25 protein-coding genes are annotated in these 26,525 nt (G+C 45.9%); 21 read left to right on the top strand and 4 right to left on the bottom strand.

Going from position 1 to position 26,525, the window contains the following annotated elements:
• Window positions 1–4 precede the first annotated feature (4 nt).
• From ABD014_RS04810 to ABD014_RS04820, 3 genes are all read left to right on the top strand, one after another.
• Window positions 5–1,138 carry a glycoside hydrolase family 18 protein gene (locus tag ABD014_RS04810; protein ID WP_343858119.1) on the top strand — a complete coding sequence of 378 codons (1,134 nt, stop codon included), beginning with the start codon at window positions 5–7 and terminating at the stop codon, window positions 1,136–1,138.
• A 211-nt stretch (window positions 1,139–1,349) separates the two neighbouring features.
• The gene (locus tag ABD014_RS04815) at window positions 1,350–2,588 is read left to right on the top strand and encodes an aminopeptidase (protein ID WP_379341106.1); all 1,239 of its coding nucleotides are present in this window, start codon (window positions 1,350–1,352) and stop codon (window positions 2,586–2,588) included.
• A 77-nt stretch (window positions 2,589–2,665) separates the two neighbouring features.
• Complete coding sequence (locus tag ABD014_RS04820; protein WP_343858124.1) at window positions 2,666–3,094, top strand: MarR family winged helix-turn-helix transcriptional regulator; 429 nt, start codon at window positions 2,666–2,668, stop codon at window positions 3,092–3,094.
• A gap of 72 nt (window positions 3,095–3,166) precedes the next feature.
• Here the strand turns inward: ABD014_RS04820 and ABD014_RS04825 are convergent, their stop codons facing one another.
• Window positions 3,167–4,522 carry a sodium-dependent transporter gene (locus ABD014_RS04825; protein ID WP_343858126.1) on the bottom strand — a complete coding sequence of 452 codons (1,356 nt, stop codon included), beginning with the start codon at window positions 4,520–4,522 and terminating at the stop codon, window positions 3,167–3,169.
• Window positions 4,523–4,709: 187 nt separating this feature from the next.
• Between ABD014_RS04825 and ABD014_RS04830 the strand changes: the two genes are divergently transcribed.
• From ABD014_RS04830 to ABD014_RS04850, 5 genes are all read left to right on the top strand, one after another.
• Window positions 4,710–5,063, top strand: a complete 354-nt coding sequence (locus tag ABD014_RS04830; protein WP_343858128.1) for a carboxymuconolactone decarboxylase family protein — start codon at window positions 4,710–4,712, stop codon at window positions 5,061–5,063.
• A gap of 97 nt (window positions 5,064–5,160) precedes the next feature.
• A complete protein-coding gene (gene lpdA / locus ABD014_RS04835; RefSeq protein ID WP_343858130.1) occupies window positions 5,161–6,867 on the top strand; it encodes a dihydrolipoyl dehydrogenase in 1,707 nt (568 codons plus the stop codon).
• Entirely contained in the window at window positions 6,860–7,795 is a 936-nt protein-coding gene (lplA, locus tag ABD014_RS04840; RefSeq protein ID WP_343858132.1) for a lipoate--protein ligase, read from the top strand. Before lpdA ends, lplA begins: the two co-directional genes overlap by 8 nt.
• A gap of 181 nt (window positions 7,796–7,976) precedes the next feature.
• Window positions 7,977–8,267, top strand: a complete 291-nt coding sequence (locus ABD014_RS04845) for a hypothetical protein (protein WP_343858134.1) — start codon at window positions 7,977–7,979, stop codon at window positions 8,265–8,267.
• A 23-nt stretch (window positions 8,268–8,290) separates the two neighbouring features.
• Window positions 8,291–9,412 (top strand): NAD(P)/FAD-dependent oxidoreductase, encoded by a 1,122-nt coding sequence (locus ABD014_RS04850; protein ID WP_343858136.1) that lies wholly within the window; start codon window positions 8,291–8,293, stop codon window positions 9,410–9,412.
• 56 nt (window positions 9,413–9,468) lie between these two features.
• Here the strand turns inward: ABD014_RS04850 and ABD014_RS04855 are convergent, their stop codons facing one another.
• Complete coding sequence (locus ABD014_RS04855) at window positions 9,469–10,461, bottom strand: quinone oxidoreductase family protein (protein WP_343858138.1); 993 nt, start codon at window positions 10,459–10,461, stop codon at window positions 9,469–9,471.
• 243 nt (window positions 10,462–10,704) lie between these two features.
• Between ABD014_RS04855 and ABD014_RS04860 the strand changes: the two genes are divergently transcribed.
• The 4 genes from ABD014_RS04860 to ABD014_RS04875 all read left to right on the top strand — a co-directional run bounded on the left by ABD014_RS04860 (window position 10,705) and on the right by ABD014_RS04875 (window position 15,540).
• Window positions 10,705–12,396: a cellulase family glycosylhydrolase gene (locus tag ABD014_RS04860; RefSeq protein ID WP_343858140.1), complete on the top strand. Its 1,692-nt coding sequence runs from the start codon at window positions 10,705–10,707 to the stop codon at window positions 12,394–12,396.
• A 365-nt stretch (window positions 12,397–12,761) separates the two neighbouring features.
• Window positions 12,762–13,358 carry a C40 family peptidase gene (locus ABD014_RS04865; RefSeq protein ID WP_343858143.1) on the top strand — a complete coding sequence of 199 codons (597 nt, stop codon included), beginning with the start codon at window positions 12,762–12,764 and terminating at the stop codon, window positions 13,356–13,358.
• 155 nt (window positions 13,359–13,513) lie between these two features.
• Complete coding sequence (locus tag ABD014_RS04870; RefSeq protein WP_343858146.1) at window positions 13,514–13,984, top strand: GNAT family N-acetyltransferase; 471 nt, start codon at window positions 13,514–13,516, stop codon at window positions 13,982–13,984.
• Between the two features lie 119 nt (window positions 13,985–14,103).
• A complete protein-coding gene (locus ABD014_RS04875) occupies window positions 14,104–15,540 on the top strand; it encodes an amino acid permease (RefSeq protein WP_379341113.1) in 1,437 nt (478 codons plus the stop codon).
• On the opposite strand, the gene ABD014_RS04880 is transcribed toward ABD014_RS04875, so the two are convergent.
• Window positions 15,482–16,111 (bottom strand): LysE family transporter, encoded by a 630-nt coding sequence (locus tag ABD014_RS04880; RefSeq protein WP_343858153.1) that lies wholly within the window; start codon window positions 16,109–16,111, stop codon window positions 15,482–15,484. The two genes, ABD014_RS04875 and ABD014_RS04880, sit on opposite strands and share 59 nt — an antisense overlap.
• A 261-nt stretch (window positions 16,112–16,372) precedes the next feature.
• Here ABD014_RS04880 and ABD014_RS04885 point away from each other — a divergent pair, with 261 nt between their 5' ends.
• The 9 genes from ABD014_RS04885 to ABD014_RS04925 all read left to right on the top strand — a co-directional run bounded on the left by ABD014_RS04885 (window position 16,373) and on the right by ABD014_RS04925 (window position 24,832).
• Window positions 16,373–18,133: a sensor histidine kinase gene (locus ABD014_RS04885; RefSeq protein ID WP_343858156.1), complete on the top strand. Its 1,761-nt coding sequence runs from the start codon at window positions 16,373–16,375 to the stop codon at window positions 18,131–18,133.
• A gap of 84 nt (window positions 18,134–18,217) precedes the next feature.
• Window positions 18,218–18,922 carry a response regulator transcription factor gene (locus ABD014_RS04890; RefSeq protein WP_343858159.1) on the top strand — a complete coding sequence of 235 codons (705 nt, stop codon included), beginning with the start codon at window positions 18,218–18,220 and terminating at the stop codon, window positions 18,920–18,922.
• Window positions 18,922–19,443 carry a CDP-diacylglycerol--serine O-phosphatidyltransferase gene (gene pssA / locus ABD014_RS04895; protein ID WP_343858162.1) on the top strand — a complete coding sequence of 174 codons (522 nt, stop codon included), beginning with the start codon at window positions 18,922–18,924 and terminating at the stop codon, window positions 19,441–19,443. Before ABD014_RS04890 ends, pssA begins: the two co-directional genes overlap by 1 nt.
• A gap of 12 nt (window positions 19,444–19,455) precedes the next feature.
• Window positions 19,456–19,947, top strand: a complete 492-nt coding sequence (locus ABD014_RS04900) for a DedA family protein (protein WP_343858165.1) — start codon at window positions 19,456–19,458, stop codon at window positions 19,945–19,947.
• 161 nt (window positions 19,948–20,108) lie between these two features.
• A complete protein-coding gene (locus ABD014_RS04905) occupies window positions 20,109–20,999 on the top strand; it encodes an NUDIX domain-containing protein (protein ID WP_343858168.1) in 891 nt (296 codons plus the stop codon).
• A complete protein-coding gene (gene ybiA, locus ABD014_RS04910; RefSeq protein ID WP_343858171.1) occupies window positions 21,000–21,560 on the top strand; it encodes a riboflavin biosynthesis intermediates N-glycosidase in 561 nt (186 codons plus the stop codon).
• 9 nt (window positions 21,561–21,569) lie between these two features.
• Window positions 21,570–22,403 (top strand): TIGR02452 family protein, encoded by an 834-nt coding sequence (locus tag ABD014_RS04915; protein WP_343858174.1) that lies wholly within the window; start codon window positions 21,570–21,572, stop codon window positions 22,401–22,403.
• Between the two features lie 39 nt (window positions 22,404–22,442).
• Window positions 22,443–23,618, top strand: a complete 1,176-nt coding sequence (locus ABD014_RS04920) for a DUF4272 domain-containing protein (RefSeq protein ID WP_343858177.1) — start codon at window positions 22,443–22,445, stop codon at window positions 23,616–23,618.
• Between the two features lie 173 nt (window positions 23,619–23,791).
• Window positions 23,792–24,832, top strand: a complete 1,041-nt coding sequence (locus ABD014_RS04925; RefSeq protein WP_379341119.1) for a YdcF family protein — start codon at window positions 23,792–23,794, stop codon at window positions 24,830–24,832.
• A 218-nt stretch (window positions 24,833–25,050) separates the two neighbouring features.
• On the opposite strand, the gene ABD014_RS04930 is transcribed toward ABD014_RS04925, so the two are convergent.
• Window positions 25,051–26,289 (bottom strand): helix-turn-helix domain-containing protein, encoded by a 1,239-nt coding sequence (locus tag ABD014_RS04930; RefSeq protein WP_343858180.1) that lies wholly within the window; start codon window positions 26,287–26,289, stop codon window positions 25,051–25,053.
• Between the last annotated feature and the right edge of the window lie 236 nt (window positions 26,290–26,525).

Here is a 26,525-nt window from a genome sequence, read left to right on the forward strand (position 1 = left end):
TTCCATGAAAATCAGTATATATACAAAAGTGTTTGTGATTGTATTGCTGGCGGGTATGGGCCTCTATTTCTATCAAATCTCAAGCGCAGACGACCGTAAAATAACAGCGGTGTACGTGGAAGCCTGGAGGGATGCAGCCAATGTCCGCTTGTCCGAGAAAAATGTCGATATCGCCTATATTGCCTTTGCGAAGATCGCGGGAACGAAGCTCTATTTTCATGAGGATGAGGTAACAAACGAGCAGATCAAACGTAATATTCAGAAAATGAAGGAGAATAATCCTACAACGCGATTCGTGCTTGCTGTAGGCGGATATGGAGTAGATGGATTCTCTGATGCTGCACTGGACGGCAACCGTTATTTATTTACGGAGAGCATTGTTGAGATGATTCGAGAGCTGAATCTGGACGGTGTAGATATCGATTGGGAGTATCCTGCATTTCATGCCTGGGACACACAGAAGTCACGTCCCGAGGATACACAAAACTTCACCAGCCTGATGAGAGAGCTGAGGGAGAAGATGTACCGGCTGCCTTTCAAGAGCAAGGGGTATCTATTGACCTTTGCTGCGGGCACGCAGGATTGGTATTTTCAGAACGTTGAGGTTCAGAAGGTTGCAGAATATGTCGATTACGTCAATGTAATGAGCTATGATTTGACCGGCCAATGGTCGGATCAGACTGGCTTTAACGCCAATCTATATATGGACCGCGGGAACAAGTCGCAGACGAGCGTCGACCAGATCATTACGATGTATCTTGATCATGAGATTGATAGCAAGAAGCTGTTGCTCGGTATTCCTGCATACTCCTACGCCTGGAAGAAGGTTAAGGACAGTAAGAATAACGGCGCATTTGCTCCCGGACAAGCGGTTGATATCGAGCGGGAGGATCTTACCTACAAGATAATTCAGAAATCATATTTGAACAAAAATGGTTACAAGCGTTACTATGATGATCAAGCAAAAGCAGCTTATCTCTATAATGGAGATATGTTCATCGCCTATGAAGACCCGGAAGCTCTGCTTGAAAAGGTGAAGTATATCTATCAGCATGATCTGGGCGGCGCGATGGTCTGGGAGTACTCCCAGGACGCCGAGGACGGGATCGTGAAATTTCTGGGAGATCAGCTGCGTTAATGATGAATTAGAGGATGTCGAGCCAGCAGCCAGTGTGTAGTCTTTTATAGTATAATAATTACTATTAGTGCGTGTTAAAAAAGGCCGGTTTTATACCCCTGTCAGACATGATGTCTGGCAGGGGTTATATCTATCCTATCAAAGTTAATTTATTTCGCGATACGCCTAAGCAAGGATATAATAGAGTAATAACTTTGACTAATATGGGGGAATGAAGATGTATCCAACGAAGCAGCAATTGGATAATTATGCGAAGCTTGCAGTTAAAGTAGGGGTTAATGTTCAGCCCGGACAAACGGTAGTTGTCATGGCACCTGTTACGGCTGCCGATTTGGTTCGATTAATTACGCTCCATGCGTATAAAGCGGGTGCTCATAATGTCTATGTTGAGTACAATGATGATCAGCTGTCCAAAATTAAATACCATCATGCACCGGAAGAGGTATTCACCGAATATCCGGAATGGCGAGCGAAAGCGATGGAGGAATATGCGGAAAAGGGAGCAGCTTTTATCCAGATTTACTCTCCGGATCCGGATTTGCTGAACGGCGTTGAGCCTGCACGGATCGCTACCGCTGCCAAGACGGCTGCCACTGCACTAAACAAGTACCGCAGTTATTTGATGGCCCACCATAACGCATGGACGCTGATCTCTTATGCTACTCCTGAATGGGCAAGCAAGGTGTTTCCGGACGAAAGTCCAGAATCTGCACAGCAGAAACTATGGGAACGTATCATCGATGCGACTCGAATTGATCATGACAACCCGGTAGAGGCATGGGGCAACCATAACGCGAAGCTAAGTGAAGTGGTCACCTTCTTGAATGATAAACGTTATAAGCAGCTTCAATATGAAGCCCCTGGCACATCGCTGACGATTGAGCTTCCTGAAGGACATGTCTGGCTTGGCGGAGCTAAGGAGAACTCCCGTGGCGTATGGTTCAATCCTAACATTCCGACAGAGGAAGTCTACACGCTGCCTAGCAAGAATGGCGTAAACGGGACGGTTCGCAGTACGAAGCCGTTGAACAATAACGGAGTCATTATCGATGGATTTTCTCTGTCATTTAAAGATGGGAAGGTCGTTGATTTTAGCGCGGAACAAGGGGCTGAAGCGCTGCAGAAGCTGCTGGATACTGATGAAGGAGCAAGATATCTTGGCGAGGTCGCGCTGGTTCCTCATGATTCGCCCATTTCTAATTCGAATGTCATTTTTTATAATACATTATTTGATGAAAATGCATCCTGTCACCTTGCGTTGGGTCAAGCGTACCCGGTTACTATTGAGGGCGGAACGGACATGGATGAACAGGAACTGGCGAAGCATGGAGTAAATAAAAGCTTGATTCACGTCGATTTTATGATCGGAGCTGCCGAGCTATCCATTGATGGCATTACCCAGGATGGTCGGAAAGAAGCGATCTTCCGAAACGGCAACTGGGCTTTTTAGATGGATGATATGATAAATGAAGCGTAGGTTTGGTTTATAATACTATCTATCTGAATGTCCAGGAAAGGGAGTTTATTGTGTTTAATCTAACGGATTGTATCGGGTTTATTACGAATACAGCTTCCAAGAAAATAGTTGACGCTTTTAATGAACGCTTGCGGGATAATAATATTACCCGAGTAAAATGGATTGCTCTGTTCTTCATCGGTGAGGAGAAAAACATCTCTCAGAAAGAGCTGGCCCAAAAGATGAATGCCAACGAATCCTCTATAGCCAGATTATTGGAACGGATGGAGAGAGACAACTTATGCGTGAGGGAGAGAGATGCGGCGGACCGCAGAATCATTAGAGTTAACCTGACTTCCAAGGGAGCGCAACTACGAACGGAGCTGCTGCCATTAGGACAAAGCTTCCATGAAGATGCGACGGATGGGATTCCTGCGGGGGATCTGGAGATTTTCAAGAGCGTGCTGGATAAAATGGTTGCGAATGTCACCAAAGATTAATGAGATATCATTTAAAAAGGCAATCTCGCTACGGCGCTGTTTACAGCTGCCGCGAGATTGCCTTTTTTGGTGCTAATCGATTTTAATGATCCCTGTTGTATGCAGAAGGACCAGAAGAACAAGAACCGGCGCGATATACCGAAGCATAAACAGCCATATCTTGAACCATTTCGATTTCAGGCCCGCCGCTTCCGCAGCGCCCTTCCAGAAGTAGCCCGCGAACAAAGTGGTGATAAGCCCGCCGATAGGCAGCATAATATTTGAGGTGATGAAGTCGAGCCAGTCAAAGAAGTTCTTGCCGCCCAGATCGGACAGGGCAGGTACCATCCCGAAGGACAGCGCGGATGGAAGTCCAATGAGCATAACTAGAACGCTGATGATGATTACGGACTTCGTACGGCTCCAGGCCCAGCGGTCCATCGTAAAAGATACCGGTACTTCCAGCAGCGATACAGCCGAGGTAAGGGCCGCAATGGCTAATAAGATGAAGAACAAACCTCCGAAAAACGCTCCGAACGGCATTGCCGAAAAAGCGGCCGGAAGGGCCATGAACACGAGACTCGGTCCGGAATCGGGAGCAATGCCAAAGGATGCAGTCGTTGGGAAAATAATCAGACCGGCAACAAAGGCATAGATCAAATCACCAGCTCCGATAGCGAGCGTAGCCGTTCCAAGCGATTGACGCTTGTCCACATAAGCGCCATAAGTAAGCAGGATCCCCATGCCAAGCGAGAGCGAGAAGAAGGCATGTCCCAGAGCAACCAATGCCGATTCAGGACTCAGCTTGGAGAAATCAGGGTGCAGGAAGAAGGCTACTCCTTCCCCTGCGCCCGGAAGAGTTACGGCGCGTATCATCAGACCGATGAGCAAAATGATCATCCCAGGAATGAGTACTTTGTTGAATTTCTCAATCCCTCCGGAAATCCCTTTGATGACGACAAATGCAGTAATCAGAATGGCAATAGCCTGCCAGACGATCGGCATGTACCCGCCAATAAAGGAAGAGAATTGCCCTTTATAATCAGGATTGCTGTACAAATCGCCGGTAAAGGATTGAACTGCGTAGTTCAGCGTCCACCCAGCTACGATAATATAAAAGGTCAAGATCAGAAAAGGTGCTATAACTTGCAGAATCCCGAGTTTTCCGAATACTTTCGAACCGCCGGCCTTTACAAACGAAGTAGCTGCGCTGCCCCTGCCTGCACGGCCAATGGCCAGCTCGGCCAACAGGACCGGCAGACCGATCACGATCAGACAGACGATAAAGAGCAGGAAGAAGGCCGCCCCTCCATTTTCGCCGGTAATGTACGGAAATTTCCACATGTTTCCGAGCCCCACGGAACTGCCAATAGCAGCCAAGATAAACCCTGACGAGGAAAAACGATCGTTCTTTCCTGACATCTCTGGGCCTTTTTTCGGTGTAGTCATAGAAGCTCCCCCAGTATTAATATAAATATTTTCTTATTATATTGCATTTTTGTGAGAAAACCATGGAAAATTGTTTCAAAAAAGAAAACCTTATTTTCGGCAAAACACTTTACAATGCAATTAATGCAGTGTAAAGTAATATTAGATCATAAGTGAATTATTTCACAAAAATAAGGAGCTGACAGAAATGAAGAAGGACGTTAGACAAATGCTGAATGATTTTACGGGTGGATTACAGGAATTGTCCGGAACGAATGCGGAGAGCGTCAATGCGTTTATGAACTTGCTGGGAACCAACTATGCCGACGGTGCAATTGATACGAAGACAAAAGAGCTGATCAGCGTAGGGATCGCCGCTTATAACCGCTGCGAGTATTGCATCGTGTTCCACGTCTATAAAGCGCTCGAAGCAGGAGCAACCCGTGAACAGATTATTGAAGCGGCTATGGTTGCCGTTGCTTTTGGCGGCGGACCAAGCATGGCTTATTCTGTTACCCTGCTAAAGGATTCAATTGATGAGTTCGAAAAGGACTTTAAATAAAACTTGATGATGTTATACACGGCAACCTTCTGAATGGTTCGGGAGGTTGCTTTTTTTCAGGTAAAGCTAAGGACTAATGAATATCGGAGGGGACATCATGATTATCAAGCTGGAGCAGCTAACAGGACACGCCAAAACGGCGAAAATCGGGAAGCTGAATGTTGCCGAAGGGGATCAGATTGAGGTGGGTCAACCCCTACTTCAGATGGAAAGCAAGAAAGGAAATTCACCTGTACTATCCAAATATAAGGGCAAGATTGAGAAAGTGCTGGTCGATGAAGGCCAGGAAATTGAACTCGGTCAGAGCTTATTTGAAGTGACTGCAGAAGAAACCGCCAAAGAGTCGGCAGAAGTTAAACCGAAGTTGGACTATTTCGGCGGGCTTCTGAACGGGAAGAAGGAGGATATAAGAACTGATCTGCTAGTTATCGGCGCAGGACCGGGGGGCTATGTCGCTGCTCTCTACGCAGCCAAGAAAGGCATTCAAACCGTGCTGGTGGAGAAGGATTCCATGGGTGGAACCTGCCTGAATGTTGGCTGTATTCCGACCAAGGCATTGATTAAATCCTCCGAAGTCTTCCATCAAATGATGCATGCCGATGATTTCGGTCTTTCCGTTAAGGAGATCGAACTAGATATGGCCAAGGTGATCGATAAGAAGGATGAGATTAAGGGGACCTTGGTGTCAGGCATCGAATACCTGCTTAAGAAAAATAACGTCCGAGTCATTAAAGGAACGGCTTCCTTTCTGAATGACAAACAGTTGCTCGTCAAGAGTGGAAAAGATGAATATACGATTGAAGCCAATAATACAATCATTGCTACCGGATCTCAAATCGCAGACATTGCCCTGCCAGGAATCGATCATGATTTTGTCATGAACAGCACCTCAGCTCTTGCCTATAGACAAAATATTAGCTCGGTTACGATTATCGGCGGCGGCGTCATCGGTATGGAATTCGCTTTTCTCTATTCCAACTTTGGCATTCAGGTCAATGTCTTAGAATTTTGCGACAGGCTGTTGACGATGGTAGACAAAGACGTCTCGGAAGAGATTGCTCATATAGCGGATGAGAAGGGAATCGGCATATTTACGGGATCCAAGGTGACCCGAATTGAGGAGGACCAGACGGGAAGAGCGGTGGTTATCTTTGAACAGGATGGTGTCGAGAAGTATATAACAAGCGAGAAAGTTCTAGTTGCGATTGGCAGAACGCCGAATGTGAACGGGCTTGAGCTCGGGAAGCCAGGAGTCAAGCTGAACGACAATGGAAAAGGCATTGCTGTTAATGAGCATTTGCAGACTTCAGTTGAGCATATCTATGCAATTGGCGATGTCACGAACCGGATTCAATTAGCTCATGTTGCTTCCCATGAAGGAATAGCGGCGGTGGATCATATTCTTGGCACGGATGCCCATATTGATTATGGAATGGTGCCAAACGTCATCTTTACATCGCCTGAGATCGCTGCTGTTGGTCTAAATGAAGACCAAGCCAGGCTCATGGGCAGGAACATTCATGTGAGCAAATTCCCATTCCAGGCCAATGGCAAAGCATTAACGATGAGAGAGGGAAGAGGCTTCATCAAGGTAGTTAAGGATCTGGACAACGGCAGGCTGATCGGCGCTTCGATCATTGGCCCTGAGGCTTCGGCATTGATTAGTACATTGACAGTCATGATCGGCTCGGGTATAAGTGAGGATGAAATTGCGCACACCATTTTTGCCCATCCGACAACGGGTGAAGTGATTCATGAGGCTGTATTGGGTCTGGGGATTGGGGCTTTGCATTACGATGAATAGGATTATAGTATCCGAGGAGTATGATCCTTATTATAATCTAGCTCTGGAGGAAGACTTGTTGCGAAGCGTTAACCCAGATGAGATCATTCTGTATTTATGGCAAAATGAGAAGACGGTTGTGATCGGCAGAAATCAGAATCCATATCTTGAATGCGATATTTCACAGCTGACAGCGAGTGGTGTCCGGTTAGCCAGACGGATCTCGGGCGGGGGTGCGGTGTATCATGATCTGGGCAATCTGAACTTTACTTTCATTTATCAGGAGCATAACAAGAATCTGGAACAGCAGCTGAATGTTATTAAAAAAGCGGTTGAAGCACTGGGAGTTACGGTTGAGTTCTCTGGCAGAAATGATCTGACCATCCAGGGACAGAAATTTTCCGGCCATGCCTTCTACACAGAGAACGGTCATGAATTTCATCACGGGACTCTCATGGTGGATGTGGACTTGAGTCGATTGGGTCAGGTGCTCAGGCCCTCCAAGCTAAAGATGCAGGCCAAAGGAATCACATCCGTGAAGAGCAGGGTCGTTAATTTACAGCAGCTTGCTCCTTCCTGTACAGTGAATCAATTGATTGACTTGCTAGCAACCAGCTTTGCAGAAAGCTATGGAGATGCGCAGTTGCTCAAGTATAATAATGGAAACTACATTCCGTCGCAGTTGAGTCTGTATGAGGATTCCAACTGGATTTATGGTGAGAGCCCGAAATACGATGTGATGCTGGAGAGAAGAATCCATCAAGGAATGATTCAGGCCTTACTTCGTGTAGAGAATAGATTGATTCAGCGGATAACAATCCATTCCGACAGCCTTAGCACCGTTTCCTATGAACTGGTTGAGCAGCAATTCACCGGTAGCGCATTTGATCTGCATTTCGAGGATCAATTATTTGGTGCAATCGAAGACTGGTTTGAGTCTGGCTTCTAATCATAAAGGAACTGGAAAACACCCTTCTAATCATTGGTTAACCTGAGCGGTTCCGATGCATTATCAAGGGTGTTTTACTTATGTAACAGTATGAAAGGCTAATGATATTTGTCTGGAATTATGGAAGAGCACTAAATAAGCTATAATGGTCTTACGTATACAGACAAGGAGGATATAGCTCATGGAATATCTTGCAATCTTCCTCTCGTTTATTGCCTTGATCGTATGTCTGGGTGTATATAACAAAGTATCTGCTTTAGAGGCACGGATCAAATCGATGCAGTCCCCGTGGCCCCAGGCAGTTCCTACAGCTCAAACTGAGGGACCAACGTCGTACTTCGGGCAAGATGAAGTCATTCGTCTAATACATGAGGGCAAGAAGATCGAAGCTATTAAGAAATCGAGAGAATTGTACGGCATGTCGTTATTGGAAGCCAAGCAATATGTAGATGATCTTGCACTGAAGGTGTAGGAGATATAGAAGGGGATCTATTCATGAAGAAGTACATTGTTATCGGGGCAGGAATTTTAGGGGCATCGACAGCCTATCAATTATCTAAAATGGGGGCAGATGTTCTTATTATAGATCGTAAAGAGCAGGGACAGGCTACAGATGCAGCCGCTGGCATTATTTGCCCCTGGCTATCGCAGCGGCGCAATCAGGCTTGGTATCGCCTGGCTAAGGCAGGCGCAGGCTTCTACCCAGAATTGATTGAAGAGCTTGAGAGTGAAGGGGAGACAGAGACAGGTTACGCCAGGGTCGGCGCTCTCAGCATTCATCATGATCTGGAGAAAGTAATCAAAATGGAGGAACGGGCCCAGCAGCGCAAAGCGGGTGCACCGGAGATCGGTGAGATTACCAGATTAGACGAGACAGAGACTCATCGTCTGTTCCCTCTGTTGGAAGAAGGCTATCATTCCGTCCATATTAGCGGGGCTGCCCGGGTAGATGGTCGCGCTCTGCGGGACGCCTTACTGCGCTCAGCACAGAGACATGGGGCGAAGCTGATTGAAGGAAATGCCGTGCTGAAGTTTGAATCGAATCAGATTACAGGAGTTCGTGTGGGTAGTCACACCTACGCTGCAGACAAGACGATTGTCTGTGCAGGAGCTTGGGCCAGGGAACTGCTTCAGCCACTGGGCATTCCATTTAATGTGCGTTATCAGAAAGCGCAAATTATGCATCTAGAGGTGAATGATCGTCTGGATACCGGAAGCTGGCCCGTTGTTATGCCGCCATCAGATCAATATCTGCTTGCATTCGATCATAATAAGATCGTAATCGGGGCTACTCACGAGAATGAGGTTCAGGGTTATGATACAAGAATAACTCCAGGCGGGATGCAGGAAATACTGAATAAAGGCTTAGAGCTGGCACCAGGCTTAGGGGAGAGTACCTTTCAGGAGGTAAGAGTTGGCTTCCGGCCTTTTACCCCTGGTTTTCTTCCTGTAATTGGCGCGGTTCCCGAATGGGAAGGACTCATCACGGCCAATGGTCTAGGAGCGTCTGGACTTACGATGGGGCCTTATATTGGCAGCCAGCTTGCTAAGCTCGCAATGGGGATGCCGCTGGACATTGATCTTGATGACTATGATGTTAATGGCGCGATAGAATAACAAAGTTCAGGGTTGAATGATTAACACATCATAACTCTGTTGGAGACGGGGAATGACTATGAATGCTGTGAGTTCTCAGCGTATAACAGTACCTTCCCCGTACTCTTCTGACTTTCTAAAAGCAGATGTGCCGCAGCAGCCTCGCTTAAGTGGAATCGCTCACTTATTTTTATGTTGATTTGCCCGTCCTCTAGCATTCGGAATACTTGCGATGCCGTCTCTTGCAAAGCCTTGGGGCGTTCTTTTCTTGTGGTTCCCAGACTATATCCTAGAACAGAACGGCAGCTCGCATGCAAATCCTTTGCGTGCAATCGTCCATACTTTCCACTAGAATTTCCGAAAACAACCAGACGGCCGTAATGGGCAAGACATTTTATGCTTTGCTCCGTTATTTCGCCACCAATCGAATCCAAAATGATATTTACCTTTTGGTCGTTAGTCAGTTCATTTACTTTCTCGGCAAAACCTCCATCGGTGTAGCATAACACATGGTCTGCTCCAGCTTCTAATGCCACAGGGATCTTTGCTTCATGGCCTACAGTTCCGATAATGGTCCTCGCTCCTAATACCCTTGCCATTTGAATCGCTGTGGTTCCTACCCCGCCGGAGGCGGAATGAATTAAAACCTGATCTCCATCCTGAAGCCTAGCGATATCAACAAGTAATTTGTAAGACAGAAATGAGACAATGCCGCTTGCTCCTGCAACATCAAAGCTTATAGATTCAGGAATCGCAAAGGTTAGGCTCTCATCGGCAACAATGTATTCTGCATACGACCCATTCGCTGGAAAGGCAAGTACGCGTTGCCCCACATGTAATGTAGTTACCTCATCTCCTACTTGTTCAATGACACCTGAAGCCTCTAAGCCAGGAATAAAGGGCAGTTTTCCTTGACCCTTATTGCCCAATCTTGCTTTGATATCCGCAAAATTGACAGACGTCGTCTTTACACGGATTAAGACTTGCTTGGAACGGATCAAAGGGATCTCTACATCGATGTATTTCATGTTTTCGGTTGAGCCGAACTGCTCCACAACGATTGCTTTCACAACAAACACCGCCTTAGTTTCATTGTGCGAAACTATGTTTCGATAATTTAATTATATATCTAAAAGGAAGTGTGTTAAAGAAAAATAATATTATTTTATGATACGACAGACTTCGACAAAGCCAATCTGCTAAATTGTCTTTAGGCATGATAATAAAAACGTTTTTATTATTGAGAAAGGGGGTGAGCTGTACATATTTTATCTTTACCATGGTTCATTATTCTATAAAAGCGGAGGTATTGTATGAAAAAAGGAAATCGATTTCATAAGAAAAGCTTTAGAATCTTGTTGACTATTATTTTGTTGTTGGGTACTTTCTTGGCAGATTGGAGCTTAGGTCCTCCAGCTTCCATTCATGCTGCTGGCAGTTTATCGGATGCCGATTTTCTAAAGACTAACGGAACGTCAATTCGTAAATCCAAGGGAACGGGAAGCACTGTATATCTGAGGGGGACGAATGCTGGCGGCTGGCTGATTCAGGAGTCCTGGATGAACCCGACGAATGCTCCGGATCAGAAGACAATGATGAATACATTGAAGGATCGCTTCGGCGCAGCGGCACGGGATGAGCTTCTTTCGATCTATGAGGACCATTACTGGACTACACAGGACTTTGATAACATTTCAGCGATGGGGATGACAGTTGTCCGTCTTCCTTTTACGTATATGAACTTGGTGGACGATTCCGGAAATTTGAAAGCGGATGCATGGGCGCGCCTGGATTGGTTTGTAGAGAACAGCCGCCAGCGGGGAATTTATGTCATTCTTGATATGCATGGTGCATTCGGTTCTCAGAACGGAATGGATCATTCCGGGGAAGTTAATGATGGCAATCAGTTGTACGGGAATCCGAATAACCGTCAGAAGACCTTATGGCTATGGGAGAAAATTGCTGAGCATTTTAAGGGAAATGCAGCTGTAGCAGCCTATGACATCCTAAATGAGCCAGGAATCAAAGCAGCGGCAACAGGGCGTACACAATGGGATTTCTATAACGAAATTTATAATCGGATTCGGGCAGTGGATGGTGATCATATCATCATTATGGAATCTTGCTGGGATGCTGGGAACTTGCCGCATCCACGGGACTACGGCTGGACTAACGTCGTCTACGAGTACCACTATTACCCGTGGGATTCAGTGACTAGTGCTCCCGGCCAAGCGGCTTATATCTCCAGCAAAGTGGCCGATATCCGCAGCCATAATTACGGAGTTCCAACCTTTATCGGTGAATTCACTTCATTCGATATTGAAGATGCTTGGAAAAATACACTCTCTACATTCAACCGTGAAGGCTGGCATTGGACCACCTGGACTTATAAAGTAACAGGTAGCAACAACTCTTGGGGAATTTACAATCTCAATGCGGAAGCGGTAGATATTTATCGTGATTCCAAGGATACGATCCGGCAGAAATGGTCCAAGGTCGGAGCGGATTACAGCGCGATGAACACCAAAATCTACAACGTAATCAAGCCTTATTTGCAAGGATCTACAGATCCGGGTAGTGGCGGTTCACCGTTATTCGCGGATGGGGAATATTATCTGACCTCTGTTGCGAATGGCAGGGTTGTGTCTGCGGAGAATGGAGGGGCTGAGCCATTAGTGGCCAATCGTACCTCTGTAGGAGGGGCGTGGGAGAGTCTGCGGCTGGAGAATAACAGCGACGGGACAGTATCTTTCAAATCGATAGCTAATCAGAAGTATGTCTGTGCGGTAATCGATGAGAGCAATCAGTTGTTGGCACGCAGCGCCTCAATTGGAACCTGGGAGAAGTTTGAATTGGTTAGTACTGGGAATGGAGATTACGGAATTAAGGCGGTTGCCAACGGCAAATTCGTACAGGCGAATCTGAATGCTGGAGGTAGGCTGGAAGCGACTCAGGATAGAGTGGCAGGCGCCTGGGAAGCATTCAAGATTACGAGAATGAATTGATGACCGATAAAGCGCGGGCAGAAATATAATTCTGCTCGCGCTTTTTATTGCAATCATTGGCCTAGGAGTTTGGAGCAATCCGAAAGTTTTAATTGGAGAAAGAATTTATTTTTTAAGGGTGTAATCTAGCTATTCTTAAAATAATATTACAAATATGTCATCATTCCAAATTAAACATAAATTAGAAGCAGCTAGGTAACATCCGCTGAAAGTCACCTAAATAAGTCCTGCAATGGAAAATATATTGCTTTGTGTTATCGTTTCCACTCTGAGATAATGAAAAACATAGAAGGATATTACACACTATTAAGGCAGTGGTACAACCTAATGGTTACAAAATTGTCATCTAAGAGGAGGAACAACATATGATTAATATCAAGAAAAGCTTGATCGGCAGCCTGATCGTTTCTGCAGCAGTCTCGGCGGTCGTTACTCTTCCAACTCCATCGCATGCAGCATCTGCGAAAGATATGGTACCATCCTATACAACAACACAAAATGTTCAGGGTCAGGCAACTGCCAATTCTACTATTGAAAAAGTAATACAAACTGGAATGAAATATTTGGGTACTCCGTATGAGTTTGGCTCTAACCGCAACACTACGACAACATTTGACTGCTCCGACTTCATTCGGCAAATATTTAAAGAAAGCGCAGGTGTAGTGCTTCCTACTGATTCTAGGCAGCAGGGAACATGGATTAAACAGAATAGTACACCTGTCTATAGTATAGACAAGCTCAAACGTGGTGATCTCGTATTTTTCATGAGCTATAAAGGTTCTAGCAGCTCCGCATACAGCCGGATTGACAAATCTCAGGAGCGGATTACGCATGTGGCATTGTATTTGGGAGATGGAAAGCTTCTGCATACGTACTCCCAAAAAGCGGGCGGTGTGGTTGTGACTGATTTTTCATCGTCCTGGCAGAATCGTTTCTTATATGGAGGAAGTGTTTTGAAATAGAAATAGTAAGCTTGTAGTTCTGGTCGATAACTTAGATAAGCCGCAGCAATGCGGCTTTTTCTTGTGTATTAATATTGTATTCTTAAACACATAAGTTATTCACTGCATGAATCAATTAAACTCATGCTATATTAGTGTCTGGAGGGGGATAATAAATGCTAATTAGAGAGATTGAGGAAAAGGATAATAAGCAGGTTGAGAAACTTATAAGAACTTGCCTGATAGAATTTGGTGCAAATAAACCGGGCACAGCGTGGGCCGATCCCAATTTAGGAGATTTCTATCATCTGTATAGTGCTGAGGGATGCAAATATTGGGTTGTCGAACATGAAGGCCAGATTGTAGCCGGCTGCGGCATTGGGCCAGTTCATGGCTTCCCTGATATATGCGAACTGCAGAAGATGTATGCATTGCATGAAACGCGTGGTACCGGAGCAGCGAGTCAATTGCTTGAGATTGCCCTTGATTTCGCCAAGGATTATTATAAGCAATGCTATCTGGAGACGCTTAGCAATATGATTGCAGCTAACAAGTTCTATGCCAAAAAAGGATTTAAGCAATTAGACAAGCCTTTGAACGCGACGGAGCATTTCGCTTGTGACACATGGTATATTATTGATTTATAAAATGATTAAAGCGGGCAGCAGCCATTACAAGCAACGATATTCCTTCGGATTCTACATAATCTCAACACCCTAGGGAATGTTAACAGAGATTCATAAATTTCTATGAAGGGGAGTTTATGGTGTCTCAAAATAAAAGCCCTGCGACAAGTGAGAAGAAGTTGAAATGGTGGCAGCTGTCGTTGCTTGGGGTAGCCTGTACGGTAGGTACGGGTTTTTTTCTGGGATCCCATATTGCTATTCAACTTGGAGGCCCCTCGGCAGTTATAGCTTATATATTGGCAGCTTTCGGAGCCTATCTGGTCTATGACAAGCTGTCGCAAATGACGGCGGAGGATCCGATGGAGGGCTCTTTCCGTTCCTACGCCAAGAAGGCCTTCGGCCGTTGGGCAGGATTCAGCAGCGGCTGGGTGTACTGGTCGTCAGAGCTGCTGATTATGGGGAGCCAGCTAACAGCCCTTGCCCTGTTCTCGAGATTTTGGTTCCAGCAAGTACCGATGTGGTGCTTTGCGGCAGGATATGGCATATTGGGTCTTATCATTATTTTCATCGGGACCAAAGGGTTTGAACGGATGGAGAGCATTTTTGCTGTTATGAAGATTGCGGCCGTTTTTATGTTTCTAGTGATCGCTATACTTGCGATTGCCGGAGTACTCAGGACCAATGCTCATGGACCGACAATCCCTAGGGACTGGTTTCCCAATGGCATTCTCGGCTTTTGGGCGGGGCTCATTTTTGCTTTTTACGGCTATGGAGGTCTGGAAGCACTTGGACTAATGACGATGCGACTTAAAGATCCTAAGGAATCCCCCAAGGCCGGTAAGGTGATGCTCTTGCTATTGATGTTCATCTATGTCATCTCAATTGGCTTGGCGCTGATTCTCGAGCCCTGGCAATCCTATACTGTCAGAGAAAGCCCTTTTGTAGTAGCTCTCGTTGATTATAGGCTGTCCTTTGTTCCGCATTTGTTCAACGCCGTCCTCATTATTGCAGGATTTTCAACGATGACAGCCTCGTTATTTGCAGTCACAACAATGATCGTTACTCTAGCCAAGGATGGGGATGCACCGCGATTTTTTATTAAAGGGAAGAAAGTTGAAGGGAAGAAGCCCTTGCCGGCTATAGGTTTGACGACGGCAGGGCTGCTCGCCTCCGTTGTGTTTGCTCTGTTAATGCCCAGAAGCGTTTATGAATACATCACCACGGCCGCAGGAATTATGCTCCTGTACAACTGGCTGTTTATTTTACTGATGTCAGGTAAGCTGCTTAAGCTCACGGGCTGGGGGAAAGCCAAGCGTTACATCGGCATGTCGCTGATCAGTATGACGCTGGTGGGAACCCTGTTTCATAAAATCAGCCGTCCCGGATTCTTTATTAGCCTTGGATTTATCGTCATTATCGGGTGTGTCACTCTCATCATGCGTCATTTCTGGAATAAGGCCGATGGGGCAAAGAAGGATTCATCCGAGAGTGGCGAAGGAGCCAAGCTTCCTGCCAATATCAATTCCCGAACAAAATACGGTATGCCTCATATCCGAAGTAAAGGCCGAATCCGATAAGAGATAGACCAGAGATTACCGAGACAGCGCCAATGAGACGCCCGGTAAGGATTCGTCTGAACATGCTGGCCACCAAGGCCATGACCACATCCCACAGCATGATGCCGGCCATGATAGCACAGCTGTAGAGTAGCACCCTTTTGGCGTCGTATTTAGCGATCATGTCCGCCAGTACCGATCCGTAAATACCCATCCAGAATAGGATGGAGAGAGGATTAGAGATGGACATAATAAATCCGGCGCTAAAGGATTTTACATGCGACTCATTACCGCCACGGGTTTCCATCCCCGTCTTGCCGACTGTAAGTAAGCTTTCCACTCCGATGTAGGTCAGAATGAAGAAACCGAATAACAGAAGGAATGTTTTCATAAATGGAATGTTAAGAAAGTGGATAACACCGAAATAAACAAGCAGCATAAAAATCCCATCCGCTACCATAGCACCGAGTCCGACTAACCAGGCATGAAGAAACCCCCCCTTTATCCCCCGGTCCATCTGGGCGGCATTAATAGGCCCGATCGGCGCGGCCAACGAAAGTCCAAGCAATAAATGGCTGATCCATATGTTCAATTTTCATACCCCCAAACCTTAAGTCCTGTATTATATCCTATGATGGAAAACGACTTGTACAACTAAAATATTCCATGTACCGCTCCAGTATCCATAGTCGATTGGTAGGATGTGGGTATTCCGTATCATCTGTCGTTATAGATATTTACCGCTTAATTGTTATAGTAGTTACATTGTAGGACACATAAAGAACAAATGACTCAGTTATAGTGTATATATCGAGAAAGTCTGATTACAGAGAATTCTGTAGGTGAAAAAAATATGAGAAATAGAAGCATTACATTCAAACTGTTTATTTTGTCTGTCATTTTTTTTGCTTGTTTTTATCTTATGATTATTTTGTCGCAGTTCTTCTTCTTTGAGAAGTTCTATCAGAATTACCGCATAACTAAGGTGGAGCGGGAATTGGATAAATTCGCCTTGAAATATACGCAGGAGAAGGCAGATAACAAAGAGCTTCTACTGGAAGCTGTCAAATTTATGAGCCACAGCCGTAGTCAGTTGGCTGTCGTAAATATGGACGGAAATATGGTGATGGAAGACCCTTACCGATTAGTGCTGGAGCTTCCCGATCATAAGAGGGTCCTCGTTGCGCTATCTCTTTTTATGAGTATGAATCCGGAGAAGTTCAAGGATGCCAACATTAAAGTCGGAGATAAGTTGACGATCTGGGGAGAGAAGGACATTCGCGAGAATGAATCAACCATGGTCCTATATCCGGATATGATCAATAAGTTGAACTCTAAATCCTCCTCGATTGGCGAGAACTTCGATGGAGATTCCACACAAATTTCGGGTACTGTCGTCGATCTCGTCCTGCCAAATATCAAGAACTGGAATCAGCGTCAGGGCTTGCTCATGGTCGCTCTGTATGAGCATTTTCCGCTCTCTCCAGAGGTCAAAGAGCAGCTTAATTCGATGGTTAAGCAGGAATTCCAGTGGGTGGAGCCATGGAGCGGCACAAGCAATTTTATCATTATTGAGCCTGTCATGAAGAAGAATGGGAAAAAGGATCTGCTATTCACCGTAACTTCACTACAGGAGATTAGCGATGCGAATGAGGCGCTGCGTTGGTTGTTCATTTATGTTGGATGCGGCGGCATTATACTCATTCTGATCTTGGCGCTCTTCTTCTCCAAAATGGTTGCGAAGCCTTTAATCGCATTAAATATAATGGCCAAGAAGATGCTCAACTTTGAATTTGGATCCTTGAAACCGATTCGGCAGAAGGATGAAATAGGGAGTTTGTCTATGAGTATGCTGACGATGTCGCAGAAGCTGGACAATGCGCTACGTGAGCTAAAAGAAGCGAATCAACAATTACAGAAAGATATGGAACAGAAAGAACGAATGGAAAAGACGCAGAAGGAATTTTTCACCAATGCGTCCCATGAGCTAAAAACCCCACTAAGTATCGTCAAGAGCTTCGCCGAAGGCTTGAAGGACGGGGTGAATTTGAACAAACAGGATCATTACGTCTCCGTCATAGTCGAAGAGGCCGAGAAGATGGAGATGTTGATTACCAATATGCTGGATCTTGCGAGGTTGGATTCAGGAACCATCGAATTGCGAAAAACATCCCTTATGCTCAGTGAACTGGTAGAGAAAGTCGCCAGCAGATTAATGTACCCTTTGCAGGACAAGGGATTGGAGATCGTCGTAGTGCCGGTGAATGAACAGCCGGTTCTGGCTGATCCGCTGTGGTTCGAGCAAGTCGTCTTGAATCTGATAACGAATGCGATTCGTCATGCAGTAACAGGAAGCACAATTCTTATTGAGGTCATTAGCACACCAGATCGAACTACCTTGTTGGTGTCGAATCAAGGGGAGACCCTAAGTGAAGAGCAATTGGACCTCATATGGGAGCGATTCTATCGTGGAGAAGCATCACGCAGTCGGCAGACCGGGGGAACTGGCCTGGGACTCTCGATTGCACAGCAAATCATGGATTTGCATGGCTGCAGCTATTCGGTGAGAAATCTGCAGGATGGCGTTCAATTTATCGTCAAGTTCCCGGTTTGATCCGGAGATGGCTCATTCAAGCTATTTTGGAGTTCAACTAGGGTGCGACTGTGAATGGAGACAGATTTAGAAAGAAGGAATATCGTGAGTAAACATGTGCTTATAGTGGAGGATGAAGAGCGGATTCGAGAGGTGATCTCGGATTACTTCATTAAAGATGGCTGGCAGGTCACGGAGACGGATAATGGGCGAGATGCACTGAGCTGGTTCGAAGCCCTCTATCCCGATCTCGTCATCTTAGATATTATGATGCCTCAGATGGATGGATTTGAGGTATGCAAAGAGCTGCGACTTCGTTCGGGGGTTCCTATTATTCTATTAACAGCCAAATCGGCGGATCAGGACAAGTTGCTTGGTTACGAGCTTGGAGCGGATGACTACATTACGAAGCCGTTCAGTCCGAAGGTATTGGTTGCCAAGGCAAACTCGTTAATGAAGCGTGTCATAGACAATTATAAACCGGATGGATACCGAATCCTGTTCGGTTCCTCCGTTCTTAATACGCTGGCGCATCGGCTGGAAGTTGATGGTGTGGAGGTTGAATTAACACCTAAGGAGTATGAACTCCTGCTGCTTCTCATCAACAATAAGAATCTAGTTGTGACCCGTGAAGTGATTATCGCCCGGGTATGGGGAATTGAGTTCGAGGGAGATAACAGAGTTGTAGATTCGCATATTAAGAAGCTAAGGTCGAAGCTTGGCTATGATTCACAATTTATCCGAACCGTAATTGGCGTCGGCTATAAATTTCAACAAGAAGATTCCCTCGATCAGAAAGGAGAATTATAATGAGTTGGAAATTCATTCCTAACACTTGTACTTTTGTTAATTTATCTGCGGGTGCAACCTCTTTAATATTGACGATTCATGAGCAGTATCGACTTGCTCTATTCTCTATAGCTATTGCAGCTCTATTTGATGTGTTCGATGGGTACTTGGCACGGATAATGAACTGCAGTAGTGATTTCGGCAAGCAGCTGGATTCTTTAGCGGATATTGTTTCTTTCGGTGTGGCGCCGGTTTTTCTGGTTTTATTACATAGAACCGGTGAATTTCATTGGTTGAGCGCTGTAGCAGCAATTATATTTCTAGTATGCGGTGCCTCGAGGCTTGCTAGATTCAACATTTCGATGTCAAGCCCCCATTTTACGGGAATGCCTATAACCTGCGCCGGAACCCTGTTGGCCTGCTTGTCGCTTACGAACAACTTAAAACCATCGGTCATTATTGCGTTTATCGTTGTATTATCATTTCTAATGGTTAGCCGTATTCCGTTCCCTTCACTTAAGAATATCAGCATCAGGAAATAATCGGAGGAAGTTATGGAGACAGCTATTGATTTTGTAACGCAATATGGATATGCCGCAATTGTATTGTTGTTGGCGCTTGGGATTGTGGGGCTTCCGATCCCGGATGAGACACTGATGCTGTTTGTTGGTTATTTAGCATCAGAGCATATATTGAACTATTTTCTAGCTGTTATAGTTAGCTTCATCGGTTCAGTGACTGGAATGGCCATTACTTATGTAATTGGGAGAAGAGTCGGTTCAGCTATTATCGAGAAGTGTGGGAAATGGGTTGGGTTGACTCCTAAACGATACGACAAGGTCAAGAATTGGTTCAACAAGTACGGTGCGTGGACGATTGTTTTCGCCTATTTTATTCCCGGCATCCGGCATGTTTCCGGCTATATGTCCGGGATTTCATATCTTCCGTTTCGAAAATACATCGCTTTCTGCTGCACAGGAGCATTGGTGTGGACCATCTTGTTTATTTCGCTAGGATACTTCATCGGTGGCCGGTTTCTGCAGTAATAGACATAAATACGGAAAGACTTTCGCAATAAACTTCCGGTTGGGTGGGATCCCGCGTTAAGTTGACAACGTGGGATTTATAACATATATTGTTAGTAACAAATTGATAATAACAACATGTTACTAAGATGGGATTATAATGACGGTGCAGGTGACGATGAATGGAATTAAGGGATCGCAATGGGTTGACGGAACGGGAGTTCCTGGAACAATATCGAGCTGGAGATTACGAGCGTCCATCGGTGGCCACAGATATGGTCATCTTTACAGTAAGTGATACAGAGGAAGATAATTATCGCAAGCTGCCGGAGAAGGAGCTGCGGATCCTGCTTATTCAGCGCGGTGGGCATCCCTATCTAGGACAATGGGCGCTGCCGGGGGGATTCGTCCGTTCTACGGAGACGACGGAGCAGGCGGCTCAGCGGGAACTGCGGGAGGAGACCGGCGTCGATCATGTCTACCTGGAGCAGCTATACACCTTCAGCGAACCGGGGCGTGATCCGCGCACTTGGGTGATGAGCTGCTCTTATATGGCGCTCATCGATAGCAGTCAGGTTCAGGTTGAAGCCGGGGATGATGCGGATCATGCAGCTTGGTTCCGGCTCTCTTATCGATTGCTGCGGGAGTCAAAGGAACTGCTGGAGGACGGGTATATCAAGACGAGGCAGTACGATCTTAGCCTGATCCACGGAGATGTCTGTTTGAATGCTGTCGTAGAACGGAAGACCACATCGACAGATATAGCCCAGGCAACGGAGTACGCTATTATTTCCAATGAAGGGCTTGCCTTCGACCATGCGAAGATTATCGCCTGTGCTATCGAACGCCTGCGGGGCAAGGTCGAGTATACGGACATTGCGCTTCATTTAATGCCTAAATTGTTTACCTTAACAGAACTGCAGCAAGTATACGAGGTTATTTTGGACCGGGATCTGCTGAAGGCGGCATTCCGTCGGAAGATCGCCGATCTCGTCGAAGAAACAGATCATTATACGGAGAACGCCGGTCATCGTCCTTCAAGACTGTACCGGAGAAGTAGGGAGAGGATTTAATTGATCTATAACATCGAGGAGCTGCGCAAAGCACATAATGCGGGCCAGAAGTTTAAGTATGTGTTCTTCTGGGGACATACGCCTCTGTCAGACGGCAGCATCAATCGGAGCTGCTTCAGCCAATGGTGGAAGTGCGAATTTACGGTGGACGACGAGCGTTATTCCTGCACAGAGCAATATATGATGGCGGAGAAGGCGCGCCTGTTCAACGACGGAGAGATGGAAACTGCGATTATGAACGCCAGGCATCCGAAGGAGATGAAGGCTTATGGTCGCGCCGTGAAGAGCTTTGACAATGAAATATGGGAACAGAACTGCTATGAAATTGTGAAGCGAGGCAACTTGGCCAAATTTTCACAAAATCCGCAGATGGGGAATTTTCTGAAGTCGACGAAGAACCGGATTCTCGTGGAAGCCAGTCCGCTTGACCGTATCTGGGGTATAGGAATGGGGGATAACGATCCTCATGTGGAGAATCCGCTGAAATGGCGGGGACGCAACTTATTGGGCTTTGCACTGACAGAGGTTCGGGATCAACTCATCATAGATGATAGAAGGTAGGGGATTACCATGAATCGAAAAGAAATTGCACAAAATACGCTGCAATATATTCAGCAAGGATATTATGAAGTAAACGGACAACGGGTTGATTTCGCTGCGGAGCAGAAGCATTCCGAGGATCGCAGCATGCTGATTACGCCTGAACAAGGGGATGCACTGGTGCGCACTTGTACGCCGCCTACGCTTGGTGAACAGGCGAAGCAAACAGTCGTTAATGCGGCAACAGTCAAGGCGATACTAGATTTTACACAAGCGGGAGATGAACGGGTTGGCGTGCTCAACTTCGCCAGTGCCAAAAATCCGGGAGGCGGCTTCCTGAATGGTGCAATGGCGCAGGAGGAGAGCCTTGCTGCATCAAGCGGTCTATACGGTACTCAGCTGTGCAACGAAGGCTACTACAAGGCTAACCGTGCCTGCAAGTCCATGATGTATACCGACCATGCGATCTATTCGCCAGATGTGGTGTTTTTCCGGGATGAGAGGTTTGAGCTGCTGGATCGGCCGGTAACTGCCTCCGTATTGACGCTGCCAGCAGTCAACTATGGACAGGTACTGTTGAAGGGGGAAAATGCGGAGCAGGCGCTTCAAGTCATGCTGGATCGTATGCGTCTTTCTCTGGCTATTTTCGCTGAACGAGGCGACCGTAACTTGATTCTTGGAGCATACGGCTGCGGCGTATTCCGTAACGACCCGGTCAAGGTCGCGGGTTGGTGGCATGAGCTCCTCATAAAGGAAGGTTACGGCAAATTCTTCGAGCATATTGTATACGCAGTCCTTGACAGCTCCAAGGATCAGAAATGTATTCGAGCATTTGACAACCGTTTCGGAAGTCAAGTAGGCTAACGTTATACTCTATTCGCACTTTTGAGGAGGTCACAGATTTTGAAATATTTCTCCATATTTGCTTCCAAGAATGATATTGATGATCTAGAGGGCAAGATAGCGAGGGTGTTCGCAAGAAGCTATAAGATCGAAAGGAACGGAAGCGATTATCTCCTGCAATCCAATTCACTATTTAAGAAGCAGAAGCTGACGATTCGAATCTTGACCGAGGATGCTAATCCTGATTATTTCGAAGCGAATATTCCGGGGATGATGGGCTTTTACGACCGTATTCCTTTTGCCGATGAGCATCTGAAGGAATTGGTACTTACGCAAATCTCCGTCTTTAATACATTGCTTGCGATCGAAGCGGAGAAGGAACTGAGTGAAGGCCAATGGCAACTATGCCTTGAACTGATGTCTGCACTTGGAGGCATCGGATTCCTGCAGGAAGGTACCTTGCTTAACAGTGACGGGCAAGCGATCGTTCACCCGGACGGAAGCTCGGGTTCGGCGGATTTCAGACCTCATGCATGTACGAATAAAATTTTGGGTCCGCAGAGGACATCTGAGGAAGGCGCGCGGAGAAAGCAAACGTCTATCTTCTACATACGAGATCATGGTATACCTTATCTGGAGTCGATGCCTGAGCTTCCACCCGCAGCGGAATGCAAGTGGAAGACGCCAGAGGAAATTGCCAGAAGGGCTGTGGCCCTGCTGATTGTCATTCAGTATGCTTGCGATGTTGCTCAAGGAGAAGAGCTTGGGGAGTCCAGGGACTTTATAATCAACTTATTACGGAAATTCGGTGTGGAGGAGGAGCTGACCAACAAGGAAAGAGAGCTTCTGCAGGACGAGAATCCGACAAACCAGGCTGCTATCAATATAACTTGGCAATACGAAGCCTATTGGGCGTTGATCTGGGCGCTTGGGCTCGTGGAGAAGCTTGATTTTCCCAATCAGGTTTGCGACTGCGACTATGCTATTCAGGCTGTCTCGGAATGCGATTCCTTTGATGACTTCTATCGAAAGACATCGAACCGCAGTCATGAGGAAATTCTGGATGAAGCCGACAGAATCTATCGGCTGCACTGGGCGTGTGTAGACAGCCGGATCCATGGGCAGGAAGCACCGGCGGGCATGAATGAGAGCATCGTCATGGAGAGACGCCGTGGTCTGTTCTGGATGATCGGACGCTTTGATGAAGGCTGGGACGATATATCGATGGATACGTAGTCTTAGGTATAGTTAAATAGTCGCTGTTTACATGAATGACCGCCTTTTTATGGGCGGTTTTCTTTTTTTTATGGTATTCTTATAAGGCGTTTGGGTGGGGAATATTCTCCACTTGTCGAAGAGACGATATATACATATAAGTAATTTATTTATGGATGGAGTGTACAGCATAGATGATACTTGCAACTTGGATAATTCCGCTCGTTACATTAGTTATATTCCTCTGGTTCTACCTGAGAGATCCAAGGCGAATTATTAATGGCTTTTTGTTCAACATATTTGCTCTTTCAACAGGTGGAATATGTATTCTTGCAGCAATAACGTCCGATATTCCGATTCTTCGAATACTTGCTATATTTCCAGTCATTTTAATCTTTCTTGTATTACTCTTTGGTGGATTCGCCTTGGCGATCCTCTTGCTGATTAATGGTCGAATCTTAATCAAAAAAGAAGGTCGAAAATTTTCTAACTATCTAGCCTTACTATTAGGGATCTGCATCTTAGCTTATTTCGTCCTTTCTTTTATTCAGCCGGTTAGTTACATGCCGTGGTGGGTACAAATTTTATATTCAGGGGTAACGCTCTTACTATTCTATTTCTTCATCGATTTATCCAGCTTCCTATCGGCTTATTTCCTGTATCAGTTCAATCGTCCGAAATTGAATCAGAATTTTATAGTTGTACTCGGGAGCAGAATAATTGGACGTAGAGTTCCACCCCTGCTCGCAAATCGCATTAATAAGGCGATTGAATTTTATTATCGGCAGGAAGCGGTGACAACGCCGCCCAAGATCATTTTCTCTGGGGGAAAAGGGTCGGATGAACAAGTGTCAGAAGCCGAAGCGATGCAAGCTTATGCATTGGACAAGGGGATTCCGATTGAGGATACGATTCAAGAGAATCGATCTACGAATACATATGAGAATATGCTGTTCTCCAAGCAGATTATGGACGATTTGAGCGGAGGCAGCCGATATAACAGTATTTTCACAACAAATAACTTTCACTTGTTCCGAGCTGGAATGTATGCGCGCTTAGCGGGGTTGCCTAGTCAAGGGATCGGGGCTAAGACGGCCCTATATTATTGGCCAAATGCGATGATTCGAGAATATGTCGCTGTTGTCGTCATGAATAAGAAGCGGCATAGTATTGTCTCCGGTGTCTTATTAGGGATTCCGGTCATCGTGCTGATATTTACATTTTTTGCGAGGTAATCACAGGTTAAAGGCAAAAGGTATTGCACTTTCAACGGCCCCCGATAATGTCAAGGCGCAGTCACTGTATGAGAAGGAAGGCTACGTCAAGGACGATGAGTTCTATAATTATTTCTTAGCGTTAGCTCAAGAGTAGTAGATATGATGTGAAAAAGGCTGCCTATCCAGTAAATGGATAAGTAGCCTTTGATTTTTGTCTTTTGGGACCTGCAATACATCTAGACAGCATGATTCTTGAATTGCTTCGGCGTGAGGCCGGTATATTTCTTGAATACTTTTGTGAAATGGCTCTGATCGTGGAAATTAAGCAGACTGGCGGTGTGAAGGGGAGAAGCATCGGAGAAAGCGAGCAGCTTCTTAGCTTCTTCGATCTTCTGCCGTTGAATATAATCGGAGACGGTAATGCCTGTCTCTTGTTTGAAAAGCCTAGAAAGGGACGCCGGATGCATGCTTGCCGCTTCCGCAAGATCGGTCAGATTAATCGGCTCATAGATTCGGTTGAAAATGTAGTCCTGGCAGATCGCAATCGGCTTGGAGCTGATGTTAATACGCTGGCGACTTACACGATCGGCGAAATCAAACAGCATCTCTTGCATGGCTTGTGAGACCTCTTCTGTATCGTTAAGGTCCTCAATATGCTGAATCCAGAGATCGCAACAGTTGAAGGCTACTTCAGGATATAAACCACCGTCGATCGCGGCTTGCATCGAATGTGTAACGAGACAGATGGCCATATTTTTTTCATGGCGGAGCCGGCTTTTACGAGACAAGGTGCCGCTATTCTCAATCGAGAAGAGGTCACGATATCGGAATAATTTCTCTTTGCGTCCTTCTTTCACCCATTGCAGCAGCAACTTACCCGCTTTTAATTGATCGTGGAAGTTCATGCCTAAACGTCTATCCATCAGGTTTCGTTCTAATTCGTCGTTCAATTCGTGGGGCTTGAGAAACGGAACGCTGCGATCGATCACTTCTGTTATATCAAGCGGTCGGCGGAAAATTAAATAGTATAGTAGCGTTCCTGCATGCAACATCGATTTTTGATAGCGTACAGGCAATTGCTTGTAGTATTCTCGCAGCGATTCGAGATGAACTCCCGACAAGCCGTAGTCGTATAAGAAGCCCTCGAGTATCTCGTCCGTCACCGTCGAACTCACGGCTGGTCCAATTACGATCGCTCCCGTGCGACCGGACATTTCGCCGAAGCGGAGCCATACATATTGGTCGAATCCGTTCCATGTGCTATAGCAGGGGACATCGAATGGCGAGTGATCTGAGAAAATACCCGCAAACACCGTCTCGCTATTCGGATCAAGCGGATGTTCCGCTCCACCACGCCCGGAGTCAAATACAGCTTCTACGGAATGATCGGTTCTTAGGAGCCGAACGGGGAGCTGAAGATTGTCATGGATTAGCTTACCTAACCAAAATTCGTTATCTATGATAGTTTGTTCCAAGGATATGCCTCATTTCATCTTTACAATCTATTAAAATTATACTAGTAAGGCTGTGATTATACCATAAATTCATTCTTGAATGCGTTACAATTTCACCAGATGAAGATTTAAGGGGCAGCGAGCCGACCAGAATGGCAGTTGGACACCGGGCGGTACAAGCTGTGAAAACTGTAGAAGTTTCTAATCCTTATATTTATCTGACTAATTCATCTAAGGAGGTCATGGCGTAATAGATA

Origin of the sequence: Paenibacillus motobuensis (assembly GCF_039521865.1) — a bacterium.
GTDB lineage: Bacteria > Bacillota > Bacilli > Paenibacillales > Paenibacillaceae > Fontibacillus > Fontibacillus motobuensis.